Source organism: Mucilaginibacter sp. L196, assembly GCF_009765905.1.
GTDB lineage: Bacteria > Bacteroidota > Bacteroidia > Sphingobacteriales > Sphingobacteriaceae > Mucilaginibacter.
In genome coordinates, this window is record NZ_LMUO01000015.1 from 856,154 (window position 1) to 870,144 (window position 13,991).

Sequence of the window (13,991 nt, forward strand, 5' to 3'; positions counted from 1 at the left end):
GGTATTATAATTGTTTATCAATAAATCTGTCTGCTACAACCACACCACCGGTGTCGCTGGAGATATAAGCACTCTCAACCACCGCCATAGTTTTTATCACATCCTCAACGTTGGTTGGTAAAATATCAGTCTCGCCATTTTTGTAGCGCATCAGGCTTGCCATAGTGCCAATAAAAGCATCAGGAAACCAGGAGCCTTCCAGCTTAACTTCCGTCCATTCCGGTGCTTTACCTTTTTCAATAATGCAGTACTCAAACTTGTCTGGCACGCCATGCGGATAATCCATCAGCAAACCCATGCGGGCTTTAATCGCGCCTTTGGTGCCTTCCCATTTAATAAAACTTTCCTGGTTATGCGGCCCGAAGGAATGATCATGATTAGTATTGATAACCGCATGTATGGTATCACCGTAATCAAATAAAATAGTTGAGCGGGAGGAAGACAACGTTTTAGCCGGATGTTTCAATGTTTTAGCCATTATGCTACGCGGATCACCTAAAAATGACCGCATCAAATCGATGTAATGAATGCTGTGGTACTGTATTTCCAATCGTGGATGGATCATCACATGCGGAAATAATTCCCAGGGCGTTTCTAAAGTGACCCTAACTTCCATGTCATATAATTCACCAATTAACCTTTGTTCAATTAAATAGCGGGCAGCACTTACAAATGGTGCAAACCGCAACTGGCAATTAATAGCGGCCACCAGTTTTTTACGGCGACAGACCTCCAGTATCTCTTTACTTTGCCAGAAGTAATCGCCCATTGGTTTTTGAATAAGCACACCGGCACCGTCAGGCAATTTGTTTAATGTTTCAACAAATTGCTCGGGCATAATGGTAATATCGTAAACCGTATTAGGAGCCGAGTTGGCAACAGCCTCTTCAACCGTATCAAACACATTGGCAATATCAAATTGCGCCGCCAGTTTTTCGGCCCTAGGGCGGGTTCGGTTCGTTATACCTGTCACCTTAAAACCGGCTTTTTTATAAGCAGGTAAATGGGCATCGCCAACAATTCCGCCTGCCCCAATAATTACTATAGGCGGTGCATTTTTGGGCAATATGGGTTTATAGGGTATTTGCATAATTTAGTGATGTTTTATCAATAGCATTTATTTTTTGCTGGCCCGCTTCAAGTAAACGGTAAATAGGGGTATCGGTATTAATGGCCTGCAGCACAACCTCATCAATTATTTTAGCTATTTGCGACCAGTTTGCTTTTTGCGGCAACGATCGTGCATTTTGGTGCAATTTTTCCAGTTTATGATAGTAGGGGATAATAGCATTAACGCCGCTATCTTTCCATGTTGAAATACGGCAACCAATGCCGCCTTCTAATGTTAATAATTTATCATTCCGTCGGTTTGTAGCAAAACGTATAAAGTCATAAGCCACCTGTTTGTGCCTGCTGCCCGAACCAATGGTGTATAGCCAGTATACATTCAATGAAGCTGATTCATTCCCTGCCGTGCATGGTATCGGGGCAATATCAACTCTACCTTTAACTTTAGATTCATCGATCACCTCGCACATTGATGCGAAACCGAACCAATTCACCATCATGGCAGCTTCACCACGGGCAAAAGCCATACCTGTTTGTACCGATTCGTACTGCATAGAGTTTGGATGGATCATAGTATTATCACGTAAGGTATCCCGATAAAAGGCAAGCCCTTCAGCAGCAGCTTTTGTGTTGATTATTACCTGTCCGTTTTTGCCTGTCAGTTCGCCACCGCGCGTCCATAGCTGCAAGCAAAAATCAAACACGGTATTATGCCCGTCAGGTAAACCGGCAAAAACCGTCCCATAAAGGTTATCTTCTGGTCGGGTGAAAAACTGCGAAACGGTTTTAAAATCATCCCAGGTTTGTGGTGCCTGCAATGTTTTACCAAACTGGTCGAAATACCTTTGCTGCTCATTACTATCATCAAACAAATCTTTACGATAGATTAAACATTCCGGCCCATCATGAAAAGGCAATCCCACTATGGAATCCCCAAATTGCTGCATTGACAACAATGATTTGCTCCATCCATTAGGGAAATCATCCGGCGGATTATGATTAATGTAAGGCTGCAAATCCTCGAGCGCTCCGCTTGTCCAGGCTTCAAAAAGCCAATCAGTAACTACATGCGCGATATCCCAATCGCCATTTTTTAAACCGTGTTTGCCAATTATAGCTTCATAAAGGTCATCCAGATCCATAGGCACCATTTCGACCTTTAGTTTGCAGCCGGTTTCGGCGCAATAGCTATCCCACAGCTTTTGTAATGCCGTTTCAAACGGGCCGAATTTGCGTACGGCTATCCTGAAAGAATCATTACTTGCCATGTTGCCGGTTTATTAATTGGGATATTATATGCTTATTATCTTCGCCGAGTTTTGGCGAGCCTTTGGGTGATTTCAGTACTTCACCGTCAATGCGGATGGGGGAGCGGGTAGTTTGATATTTAAATCCATCGCTCATGCCTACCTCTTGCAACATATCCAGTACTTTAAAACCCTCTTTTTGCATCAACTGGTCCCATGCCAATACCTCAGCACACCAAATGTCAGCCGCCTGCAAAATACCGAGCCATTGCTCATTGGTGCCTTTTAATAAATGTGCTGCAAGTATAGCTTTGATCTCATCACGTTTATTAAATGCTTCTGCACCATCAGCATAACCCAGCAACGCATCGCAGCCAAGCAAAGCACCCAGTTGGGGTATAGAACCCATTGCTAGCGCGATATAGCCGTTATCGGTTTTATATATCCCATAAGGCGCACCCAAATACGCATGGGCATTATTATGTTCAGACCGCTCGGGTAACTTGCCGTCATAATAATAGGTCGTGATGGCTTCAAATTGAAAATCAATAGCTGCTTCAAGCATACTTACCTGTACAAAAGCGCCTTCACCACTAATGGTGCGGCGAAACAAACAAGCTAAAATTCCTTGTGCCAAATGATTACCAGCCAACATATCGATAATTGACAATCCCATCGGCACCGGCGAACCGGCATTGCCTGTTAACCAGGTTAATCCCGATAATGATTGTAACAGCAGATCCTGGCCCGGTTTATCTTTCCACGGGCCTTCATTACCATAACCGGAAATTTCACCATAAATAACAGAAGGATTTATTTGTTTTACACGCTCATAATCAAAGCCCAGGCGTTCCATCACTCCGGGGCGGAAATTGTGCATTACCACGTCGGCCTGCTTTACCAGAGCCCGGATTTGCTCTTTATCAAATTCATTTTTAATATCAGCAGCAAAGCTTTCTTTATTACGATTGATGGCATGAAATACAGATGACTCACCATTCATGATCACATTCGAAGTATATAAATGGCGGCAAATATCGCCCGTGCCTGGCTTCTCAATTTTAATTACCCGCGCACCCAAATCGGCCAGTTTTAAACTTGCCGATGGCCCTGAAAGGAACTGACTGAAATCAATAACTAAATAATCTTCAAGTGGCTTCATAGCAAGTTAAATTGATGATTGATCACTGCTGTATGCGCGCCTGGTTTAGGTGCAGCTATATCGCTATAAAGTTTGTTGTTATTAATGCGGATAGGGCAGCGGGTAGTAGTCAGGTCTCCACCATCAGGCAGTTTAACCTCTTGCTGCATGCCCAAAACCCGGTAGCCTTCGTGCTGTAAAGTTTGCTCGTAGGTAAAAACCTCTGAGCACCAAATGCCTTCGGCTTCCAGTTTGCTTAGCCATTCGCCGGTAGTTTTATCTTTTAGTTTTTCGGACAACAAGGCCATTATCTCATCCCGTTGTTCAAACCATTGGGTTTTATTGGTATAAGTTTCCTCTAAATCACAGCCTATGGCGTTTCCTATATGGTGCAGATCGCCCATGGCCAAGGCCAGGTAATTATCTTTTGTTTTATAGATGCCATAAGGCGCACTCAAATAAGCATGTCCATTGCCTTTTACGCTGCTGCGTTGTGGTAATTTGCCGCCATCGTTTAAATAGGTGGTCAATACTTCAAATTGCAAGTCGAGTACCGATTCGATGAGGCTCACCTCAACAAGCGCACCGGTATTTGTTTTGGCTCGTTTTATTAAAGCAGCCAGTAGCCCTTGTACAAAATGTGCCCCGCAAATAATATCTGCGGTAGCCAAACCAAATGGTACAGGGCCCGCGTCGGAGGTATCTGATAAATAAGTTAACCCCGATAACGATTGAATTAAGAGATCCTGTCCCGGGCGTGAAGCCCATGGCCCCTTGCTTCCATACCCGGTAACCACGCCGTAAATAATGCGAGGGTTAATTGCTTGTACCGATGCGTAATCCAAACCGATCTTCTCCATCACCCCCGGGCGAAAATTATGAGTAATGATATCAGCTTTCTGGATCATTTTTTTAATGCGTTCCATGTCCGCCGGGTTTTTCAGATCGGCAGCATAACTTTCTTTATTACGGTTAATGGTATGGAAAACCAAGCTATCGCCATCAATAAATATATTGCGGATGGCAATTTGTCGTCCGGATTCACCGTTAACCGGTCGCTCAATTTTAATGACACGTGCCCCCAGATCGGCTAAGCGTAAACCCGCTGTTGGGGCAGCCATAAACTGCGCAAATTCAAGTACCAGCAAACCTTCCAGTGGTTTCATAAGGCTTGTATTTTTAGCGTTGATTGCTGATAAAGGTCATTCAATTGCGATAGAATATTCTTTTCACCGCCACCCTGCATCAGGTAATTACGAACCACATCACCAGCATGATCCTGGAAAAACATATGACCAAAGTAACGGGGCCTTAAATAGGCACGTTGCAGCGCCGGTAAAGTATTATGGAAATAGTTGTGCGTTTTCTGATTGTTTTCTTCATCTGTCCAGGCCGATAAATGACCGGGTTGGCCGCCGTTATCAGTATACAATCCGCGCTGGCAAAAATCAGAAGCTACATATGCTGCATACTGCATGGCGACATCCACATTTTGGCAATTTGACGAAACTGCCAAACCCGTACCACCAAGTGAACTGCGTAGATTTGTTTTACCATCAAGTGTTATCATATCATGAAAATGCAACAGCTTGCGCGCATAGCCATTGCGCGAATAGTTGGAATAACCGTATCCAAAAGGACAATAAACGATTTCATCCTCCAAAGTCATAGCTTCGTAGGTTTGTATAGGATTACGATTAAAGCAAGCAGGCTTGATATATGAAGCCAGTTCGCGATACATTTGCAACGCCTTTATCCCGATTGTTTCACTAATCACTTCATCGTGCTGCTGACAAGGATCTTCACCCAGGGAACAACAAAAAGTATAAAAAGTCATTAATGAATCAATTGGAATAGCGGGGAAAGCAACCAATCCTTTTTTAGCTAACCGAAGCAGGTCATCATAAGTTTTCGGTAATGCAAGGCCATGTTTTTCAAATAAGTCTGGTCGACTTGCTGCAACAGGGGTAGCGGCATCAATAGCCAGCGCCCATTGTCGGCCGTTGTAATTATAGCTTTCGTAAGAATGACCAACTGTATTTGTTGCCTGATCGGCCAGAAATTCTTTTGGTAAATATTCATCAAACGGAAGGATACTTTTAGTTTTCGCGGCAAATCCAGCCCATGGGTGGTCAATCACTAAAAGGTCATAGCGTTCCGCCAATTGTTGGATAGACAGATCGGCGAATTGCTGTAACGAGCGTTTCTCCCAGGTAATAGTTACCGAAGGGTTTAACTCCGAAAAGCGTTGCGCTGTAGCGGCCATTGGCACAAAGCCACGGCTGTGATTCCAGGTTATCCCCTTTAAAAAAGTATTTTCGGCCATATGTGATTATTATTCATCTCTGTTAAACAGTATGCACAACTTGCATGGATGTTATCTGCTATAACCCATGCAGGCATGGATTTAATTGGTTAGCGATAAATAGCAAATTTATTCGGAAAGCAGGTTGATGCCCTGTATAATCTGTGCAAGGCATTGTACGATGTTACCATAGAAGCCGAAACGTTAAATTAACGCGTTCCTGACAGTAAAGATTTATTGGTAAGGTTAGTATTGAAATAGATTATTAATTTAGGATGGCAGCGCAGTAAGGTCGGGGTGGGTGATGATATTATATTGACTTGTTGTTAAGTAGTGTTTTATTTACAATTAAAGTTGTGTTCTGCCTTTTAAATTAACTATTTTTTACTTTGATAAAAATATTGATTATTTTTTGTATTTATAAAATAATTCACCTATGTTCGTTTTATAAAATAATTGTTAAAATAACAATTATAAACCATTTTTAAAATCCTAATGAGAAAAGTACCTTGCATCATCACTGCATTATTGCTGCTATTTGCCATAAATAATTTGAAGGGACAAACCCCGAAATTGACTTTAGATTTTAATAAATCAAATGTTGATGTTAGTCCTAAGCTTTATGGGCTAATGACGGAAGAGATCAATCATTCTTACGATGGCGGCCTATATGCTGAACTGATACGTAACCGCATTTTTAAAGATAATCCCAATTCACCCGATGGGTGGTCCTTGGTGCTGGATCGTGGAGGCAAGGGGTCGATCGACTTAATTGGTGCAGATCCGTTAAATGTCCCCTGGGAGCAGTCCCGTAATTCAATTAATGATGCACTTACCACCTGCTTAAAACTAACGGTTTCCGGTGGGGATGGAAGGACTGGTTTGGCAAATGAAGGATTCTGGGGAATTCCGGTAAAACCTAATACAATTTATAAAGCATCTTTTTATGTAAAAACAGATACGATTGGTGCCCCATTGGTCGTGAGCATCGAAAGTAATGATGGAACTATCACCTATGCCTCATCACAAGTTGTGTTAAGCAAAAAAGGTTGGACAAAATATGCAGTGCAATTAACCACTAATGGAGATGTAAAACCTACCTCATCGGCCCATTTTGTAATTTCAACCAGCACAGTTGGGTCGTACTGGTTTAATCTGGTGTCTTTATTTCCACCAACTTATCATAACCGCCCTAATGGTAACCGTACTGACCTGATGCAGTTGATGGCAGATATGAAACCTACGTTTTTAAGGTTCCCTGGGGGTAATTTCCTGGAAGGCGATTATTTCGGAAGCCGTTTTCCGTGGAAAACTACTTTGGGGCCGCTTGAACAACGCCCCGGGCACCCGGGTTGTTGGGGTTACCGAGCCTCTGATGGATTGGGATTGCTTGAATTTTTGGAATGGTGCGAAGATTTAAAAATTGAACCATTGCTGGCGGTTTATGCAGGATATTCACTCCGTGGTGATCATGTTGAGCCGGGACCATTGCTGGAACCCTATGTTGCAGACGCTTTAGACGAAATTGAATATGTTACAGGCCCCATTACCAGTAAGTGGGGGGCAAAACGTGCACAGGATGGGCATCCTGCGCCTTTTAAACTTACAGATATTGAGATCGGCAATGAGGATTGGTTTGACAAGTCGCTGAGTTATGATGGCCGTTTTAATCAATTCCGGACGGCAATTAATCAGAAATATCCACAGCTGAGATGCATTTCAACTATTGCAGATTTTGACAGGGGAAAGGTTGTGAGTTCAAAACCCGAAATGGTTGATGAGCACTACTATCGTACGGCCTGGGAAATGGAAGAAGATGCCGGTCACTATGATCGCTATAATCGCTTAACCAGTCCAAAGGTGTTTGTAGGTGAATGGGCCACCCGTGAAGGCGCGCCGACTACGAATATGAATGCAGCCCTAGGCGATGCAGCATGGATGACGGGAATGGAGCGAAATGCTGATATAGTTCAACGGTCATGCTATGCCCCGCTTTTTGTAAATATAAACCCGAAAACGGATCATAGTCCGAGAGCCTGGCAGTGGGACTCAGATTTGATCGGATATAATGCCATCAATAGCTTTGGCTCCCCTTCTTATTATGCACAAAAAATGTTTAATAATTATTTGGGTAACAAGATAGTATCGGTTATTGGTGAATATATACCAACTCAAATGCGGAATCCCAACAAGAAGGAAATTGCAGCCGGTACTTTGCCAAAGGCCATTCCCGCATTATTTTATGTTGCTACCAGGGACACTAAAAGAAATAAGATTTTTTTGAAAGTAGTAAATACTTCAGGAACACTGCAACCGGTTACAATAATCCTTAATGGTCCAATTAGGGTTACAGGTAATGGCACGCTGGTAGTTTTAAAAGGTAACGGACCTGACGATACCAACTCTATTGATAACCCTAAAAACATAGTGCCGGTTACTACAAATATTTCAGGTATCAAAAAAGAATTTATTAGGAGTTTTGCACCTTATTCTGTCAATGTAATTGAATTGAACACATATTAAAGTTGATAAAAATGAATTATAGAATTAGCCTTTGCATTCTGATTGTTTTCTCCTTTGCGGGAAATGTGCTGGCCCAATCATACCAGCGTACAGACCTCGGTGTTAAAGCCAATATTCAATCTATGGATGTTGAGGTACAGTTTTTTTCTCCTGATATAGTTCGGATACTTAAACAACCGGAAGGAACTGTATTGAAGAAAGAAAGTCTTTCCGTTATTAAAAAGCCGCAGAACACTCGTTTGGATATTAGCGATCAGGATAATATCGTTACCATAAAAAGCGAATCAATTCAAGCTAAACTTAATTTAAAGACAGGCAGTATTAGTTTCGCGACAATAAGCGGTGTGTCATTATTTACCGAGAAAGATTACGGTACACAGTTTACACCGGTTAAGGATGCCGACAAAGCGACTTATAGTGTGAGGCAGGCTTTTTTATTGGATAAGGACGAAGTTATATACGGACTTGGTCAGCAACAAAATGGCAAACTTAATCAACGCGGTCAAAAGATATACCTACGCCAGGAAAACATGAAGGTTTGTATTCCGTTCTTTAATTCCGTAAAAGGATACGGTGTTTTCTGGGATAACTATTCACCAACCACATTCACTGATAATATTCAGGAAACCTCATTTGACTCTGAAGTCGGCGATTGTTCCGATTATTATTTTATGTATGGCCCGGGTGCTGATGGTGTTGTAGCCCGGATGCGCGATCTTACCGGCCAGGCACCTATGATGCCGTTATGGGTTTATGGCTTCATTCAATCCAGGGAGCGCTATAAAACGCAATATCAACTTGTGGATGTAGTCAAAAAATATCGTGCACTTAAGGTACCGCTCGATGGCATTGTTCAGGATTGGCAATACTGGGGTAAAGATGACAATTGGAATGCTATGAGTTTTGATCCTTCTACTTACCCTAAACCGCAATTAATGGTCGATAGTGTGCATCAGCTAAAAGCGCACTTGTTTATTGTTTCGTGGCCCGGTTTTGCCCCTAAAACGCCGCAATATCAGGAGTTTAAACAGAAAAATATGCTCATTAATTTTGATACCTGGCCGCCGGGCGCAAATACCAAACCTTACGATGTATATAATCCTGAAGCCAGGGATATTTACTGGCGTTTTCTTAACAAAGGCATTTTTTCATTGGGAATTGATGCATGGTGGTTGGATTCTACCGAACCGGATCATATTAACGTTAAAGAAGCAGATTTTGACCAGCCGACCTACCTGGGTACTTTTCGAAGCGTTGAAAATGCCTTTCCATTGGAACACACCAAAGGGGTGTATGAACATCAGCGCCAAACTACTAATTCAAAACGGGTGATCCTGCTTACCCGGTCGGCATTTGCTGGTCAGCAACGCTATAGCGCAAATACATGGAGCGGTGATGTAGGGTCTTCCTGGCCTACTTTAAAGAAACAAATACCCGCGGCGGTGAATTTCTCGCTTACTGGGCTTCCTTATTGGAATGGCGATATCGGAGGCTTTTTTGCAGGCGCTTTCGTGAATGGTGGCGGCGCAAAGAATCCTGACTTTCAGGAATTGTATGTGCGGTGGATGCAATTTGCAACTTTTACGCCAATGATGCGCTCACATGGAACAGATATTCCACGCGAAATTTACCAGTTTGGTAAACGTGGTGACTGGGCATTTGATGTACAGGAAAAATTTATAAACCTGCGCTATCATTTATTGCCGTATTTATATGCAACCGCCTGGAATGTAACCCATAATTCCGGCTCCATTATCCGGTCTTTATATTCCGAATTCGGGCAGGATAAGCAGGGTTATGAAAATAACAGTGAGTTTATGTTCGGCAAATCATTCCTGGTTATACCGGTTACTGAAAAAGGTGTTAAAAGCCAAAGCATTTATCTACCTGCCGGTACGCAATGGTTCGATTTCTGGACCGGGGATGTTACCAGCGGAGGTAAAAACATTGAAAGAGCCACACCTATTGACATCATGCCGCTTTATGTACAAGCGGGATCGATCATTCCATGGGGGCCGAAGGTTCAGTATGCCACTGAAAAGAAATGGGATCACCTAACGATACGTATTTATCCTGGTGCCAACGGTAAATTCACGTTGTACGAAGATCAAAATGACAATTACAATTATGAAAAAGGCCAGTATGCTACGATAGATTTTACTTGGAACGATAAAGCTAGAACATTAACCATTAATGATCAGCAAGGCGCATTTACAGGTATGATTAAAAAAAGAACATTTGATCTTGTTCTGGTCGGCCCGGGCCACGGTAGCGGTTTAGATACGGGCACACCCGATAAAATCATTAGCTATGAAGGAAAGATTAAAATTGTACAGCTATAATCATTTCTCCGATGCTCCGACATCCGCGCATTAAAGAGATTTATACAAAATAAGATACAATGAAGCCACGCTTCATTAAACATAAGGTTTAGTTGCTGTAATCAGACAGTAACAATAATGAAACGTTAAAATCCTCCCCCTGATTTGACTTTATGCCCCCCCATGTGCTTGAGTTATTTTCTATTAATTAGCAACTAAATCAAATTAGTTTTAATCATAAATGAAATTTTCATCAAAAATCAAGGGGGCTGTAATTTTTCTTGTAATTCTGGCCTCCAACTCAAGCTTTGGTCAATCAAAAAATGATACCATAAAGCCAACCGAAGTATGGCCCGATGAGCAGGGTAATCACATACAAGCGCATGGTGGAGGTATAATAAAAGTTGGGAGCAGCTATTATTGGTATGGCGAGGAACGTAGAAAAGGGTTAGACACCAATTATCGTTATGTAAGTTGTTATACATCCAAGGATCTGGTTAACTGGGTATTTAAAAATGATATTCAAATATCCAGGCCGGATTCTGTATTAGTACATTGGGTGGTTGAGCGCCCTAAAGTATATTACAACAAACAAACAAAAAAGTATGTAATGTATATGCATGTTGACGGGGAGGTAAAAGACCCTGTAACCGGAAAAATTGCCAGTGGTTATGCTTATGCCAGGGTTGGCGTAGAAACCAGCGATAAACCCACCGGTCCCTTTAAGTTTATCCATACCTTTCGTCCCCTTGGTCACGAGAGCCGGGATATTGGACAGTTTATTGATGACGACGGCACCCCTTACCTGGTTTTTGAAGACCGGCCTTTTGGTTTTAGAATCGCAAGACTATCTGAAGATTATTTGACTGTTGAAAAAGAAATGAGTCTTATCCCGGCGCATATGGAGGGCGGTGCTATTGTTCATTATAAGGGCCTTTATTATGCCATAGGTTCGGCGTTAACAGGCTGGACAGCCAACCCTAATAAATATGCCACCGCGACTTCGTTATCTGGCCCCTGGAGTGATTTTAAGGATATTGCACCACCCGAGACAAATACGTACGGCGCACAATCAACCATGCTGATAAAAGTAGTAGGCACCAAGCAAACCACGGTGATTTTTATGGGTGATATATGGAAACCCAAAACACAGTGGGACTCCCGTTATCTGTGGATGCCTTTAGAGATTGGTGATGGTAAGATATGGCTTCCTAAACCACAACCATGGGCCTTAAATATTAAGACAGGCGAAGCCAGAATAATTGCAGACGACAAATAGCAAATTTGCATGAAGCCTCTGATAGAAAGATTTTCCTAATTGTGCGCGTATCGAGATAAGTAAAGCGGTTTTTCGTTGACTGATACTGTTCGTTGTTACTGCTAAAAACGGATTGCATTTTGGGCTAACGCAAATGCAATCCGTTTTTAGATCATATTGTTAGGCATCCTTAATTTTAATATCGCGCGCAGGCGAGACTCTCCCACTACGCATGAAGAGGTTGGGTTGCATGATCTTTTATTCTTTTATCCTTAAAGCTATTGTAGTTACGGCCGGGTCTAACCGTGCGGTGTCTATTGTAAGTTTAACGCCGTTCTTTCCCTGCTGAAATTTTACTTTTTTATCAGCTAAAATGCGGCAGGATAATATTTGCTGACTAATAGGTGGTAAGTCCAGTTCCAGTGATACTTTAGATGACTTGATCAGGTGAATATAAATCATATTGCCCTTATGTGTACTCCCGTAAAGACTGTCTACAGGCTCGAATGGGCCGGGCCGCGTTCCGTAAATGCTTTTGCCATTCTTATTTAGCCATTCGCCAACTTCTTTTAAACGCAATACGTGGCTCGCGGGAATAATACCATCTTGATCAGGGCCTACATTCAGCAGCATATTACCGCCCCTGTCCACTACATTTACCAGCATTTGAATTATACTGCTGCGCGACATGAGATGCTGAGCTTTATTATATCCCCAACTGGCACCATTAAGGTTCAGACATTTTTCCCATGGAAAATTTAAAATGGGGCCTTTTACTTCAGCACTTCCCTCGTTAACCTGGAAGTCACCAAACATCCCTGACCGGGGATTGATGACAATATCAGGCTGATATTGCCGCACCATGGTATTTAATTTTAATGGTTCCCAAAACCATGCGGCATCAGCATCGGTACCTTTATGTGAAAGCCATCCTCCATCGTACCACAAAATATCAACTTTGCCATAGTTTTTCATTAATTCTTCTACCTGTCCATAGGCCTGCTGTTTCATAAGAGCGGCATTTTCAGGTTGTCCCTTCGGGTCAAAATAGCCTGGAAAACGCCAATCCATCGGTGAATAGTAAATGCCTACCTTCAGGCCTGCTTTGCGGCAAGCTGCTGTATATTGCGCAACAAAATCTGCATGCGCTGCAGTTTCCATACTATTAAAATGATGATAACTTGAAGGGCTGTTCCACATGGCAAAACCATCATGGTGCCTGGCGACCATCACCATGTATTTCATCCCGGCAGTTTTAGCAATTGCGGCCCATTGATCTGCATTAAATAATTTCGGATGAAACTGATCAGCTAGTTTAGCATACTCTTCAGCGGGGATTTTCTGATTAAACATGGTCCACTCACCAGTTGCCAGTATAGCATATAGCCCCCAATGGATAAACATCCCAAATTTAGCGTCTTCCCACCATTGCATTTTTTCTGCCGGTAAATTAAGTCCGGGGCCGGTTACACCCTTAATTCCGCCTTTAAATGCAGAATTGCTTTTTTCCATTGATTTTAATTCGTCCTTACCCAATTGCTGAGCGTATATGGATGTAGAGAACATGGAAATAAATAAAAAAAGAATAATCTTGGTTTTGAACATATGCGTTGATTTATCAATTAAATTCTAATAATTACCAGCTGCGTTGGCTGATTATTTTACTGTCACCATAATTTAAGGCAACAATTATATGGTTTATGCGATCGGGATTTGAATAGCTATCCTCTTGTATTAATAAAATATGGCCCCCGCCAATTGAGAGTTGGCAAAGGGGCCATTACCAATTATAAGGGGGATCGTTATGAAATTAATATCGTCATCAGGTTATAATGTTATATCCGCTTTTATCGCCATTTAATCTCAGGATGATTTGATCCTGAATTTTGCTGTAAAGAAACAGCTCATTTATTAGGTCCTAAATTAGAGCATAGGTATGAATATGAAGGGGGGCTATTCGTTCAAACAACGGGGACAATAACCTCAAATAGTCAAAAAATATGCTAGTTTATTCTTCAGGCTGGATTTTATTATAATTAACCCCTTTGTTTAACCCGATACCCCCCCTTGTGCTAAAGCGCGTTCAATTATTTTCGGGGCGGAATAATTTTAAGAGAATGCATCATTC

The 13,991-nt window shown here is 42.1% G+C and carries 9 protein-coding genes; 3 read left to right on the forward strand and 6 right to left on the reverse strand.

Features of this window, described 5'->3' with window-relative positions; translation table 11 throughout:
• Positions 1-4 precede the first annotated feature (4 nt).
• From GSQ74_RS14640 to GSQ74_RS14660, 5 genes are read right to left on the reverse strand one after another with little or no spacing between them, the layout of a single operon-like run.
• The gene (locus GSQ74_RS14640) at positions 5-1,090 is read right to left on the reverse strand and encodes a Gfo/Idh/MocA family protein (protein ID WP_158994536.1); all 1,086 of its coding nucleotides are present in this window, start codon (positions 1,088-1,090) and stop codon (positions 5-7) included.
• Positions 1,074-2,336 carry an extracellular solute-binding protein gene (locus GSQ74_RS14645; RefSeq protein ID WP_158994538.1) on the reverse strand — a complete coding sequence of 421 codons (1,263 nt, stop codon included), beginning with the start codon at positions 2,334-2,336 and terminating at the stop codon, positions 1,074-1,076. Before GSQ74_RS14645 ends, GSQ74_RS14640 begins: the two co-directional genes overlap by 17 nt.
• Positions 2,326-3,477: a CaiB/BaiF CoA-transferase family protein gene (locus GSQ74_RS14650; protein WP_158994540.1), complete on the reverse strand. Its 1,152-nt coding sequence runs from the start codon at positions 3,475-3,477 to the stop codon at positions 2,326-2,328. The genes GSQ74_RS14645 and GSQ74_RS14650 overlap by 11 nt, the downstream gene beginning before the upstream one ends.
• A complete protein-coding gene (locus GSQ74_RS14655) occupies positions 3,474-4,622 on the reverse strand; it encodes a CaiB/BaiF CoA-transferase family protein (protein WP_158994542.1) in 1,149 nt (382 codons plus the stop codon). Before GSQ74_RS14655 ends, GSQ74_RS14650 begins: the two co-directional genes overlap by 4 nt.
• Positions 4,619-5,782, reverse strand: a complete 1,164-nt coding sequence (locus tag GSQ74_RS14660) for an ABC transporter substrate-binding protein (protein WP_158994544.1) — start codon at positions 5,780-5,782, stop codon at positions 4,619-4,621. Before GSQ74_RS14660 ends, GSQ74_RS14655 begins: the two co-directional genes overlap by 4 nt.
• Before the next feature lie 474 nt (positions 5,783-6,256).
• Between GSQ74_RS14660 and GSQ74_RS14665 the strand changes: the two genes are divergently transcribed.
• The 3 genes from GSQ74_RS14665 to GSQ74_RS14675 all read left to right on the forward strand — a co-directional run bounded on the left by GSQ74_RS14665 (position 6,257) and on the right by GSQ74_RS14675 (position 11,884).
• The gene (locus tag GSQ74_RS14665; RefSeq protein WP_158994546.1) at positions 6,257-8,284 is read left to right on the forward strand and encodes an alpha-L-arabinofuranosidase C-terminal domain-containing protein; all 2,028 of its coding nucleotides are present in this window, start codon (positions 6,257-6,259) and stop codon (positions 8,282-8,284) included.
• An 11-nt stretch (positions 8,285-8,295) separates the two neighbouring features.
• Positions 8,296-10,626, forward strand: coding sequence for a TIM-barrel domain-containing protein (locus GSQ74_RS14670; RefSeq protein WP_158994548.1), 2,331 nt, complete (start codon positions 8,296-8,298; stop codon positions 10,624-10,626).
• Positions 10,627-10,846: 220 nt separating this feature from the next.
• Positions 10,847-11,884 carry a family 43 glycosylhydrolase gene (locus GSQ74_RS14675; RefSeq protein ID WP_158994550.1) on the forward strand — a complete coding sequence of 346 codons (1,038 nt, stop codon included), beginning with the start codon at positions 10,847-10,849 and terminating at the stop codon, positions 11,882-11,884.
• Positions 11,885-12,121: 237 nt separating this feature from the next.
• Here the strand turns inward: GSQ74_RS14675 and GSQ74_RS14680 are convergent, their stop codons facing one another.
• Entirely contained in the window at positions 12,122-13,468 is a 1,347-nt protein-coding gene (locus GSQ74_RS14680) for an alpha-L-fucosidase (protein WP_158994552.1), read from the reverse strand.
• Positions 13,469-13,991: the final 523 nt, after the last annotated feature.

Coding starts and splice junctions, on each gene's coding strand:
- GSQ74_RS14645 (WP_158994538.1), bottom strand. CDS start 2,336: ATGGCAAGTAATGATTCTTTCAGGATAGCCGTACGCAAATTCGGCCCG.
- GSQ74_RS14665 (WP_158994546.1), top strand. CDS start 6,257: ATGAGAAAAGTACCTTGCATCATCACTGCATTATTGCTGCTATTTGCC.
- GSQ74_RS14670 (WP_158994548.1), top strand. CDS start 8,296: ATGAATTATAGAATTAGCCTTTGCATTCTGATTGTTTTCTCCTTTGCG.
- GSQ74_RS14640 (WP_158994536.1), bottom strand. CDS start 1,090: ATGCAAATACCCTATAAACCCATATTGCCCAAAAATGCACCGCCTATA.
- GSQ74_RS14660 (WP_158994544.1), bottom strand. CDS start 5,782: ATGGCCGAAAATACTTTTTTAAAGGGGATAACCTGGAATCACAGCCGT.
- GSQ74_RS14675 (WP_158994550.1), top strand. CDS start 10,847: ATGAAATTTTCATCAAAAATCAAGGGGGCTGTAATTTTTCTTGTAATT.
- GSQ74_RS14655 (WP_158994542.1), bottom strand. CDS start 4,622: ATGAAACCACTGGAAGGTTTGCTGGTACTTGAATTTGCGCAGTTTATG.
- GSQ74_RS14650 (WP_158994540.1), bottom strand. CDS start 3,477: ATGAAGCCACTTGAAGATTATTTAGTTATTGATTTCAGTCAGTTCCTT.
- GSQ74_RS14680 (WP_158994552.1), bottom strand. CDS start 13,468: ATGTTCAAAACCAAGATTATTCTTTTTTTATTTATTTCCATGTTCTCT.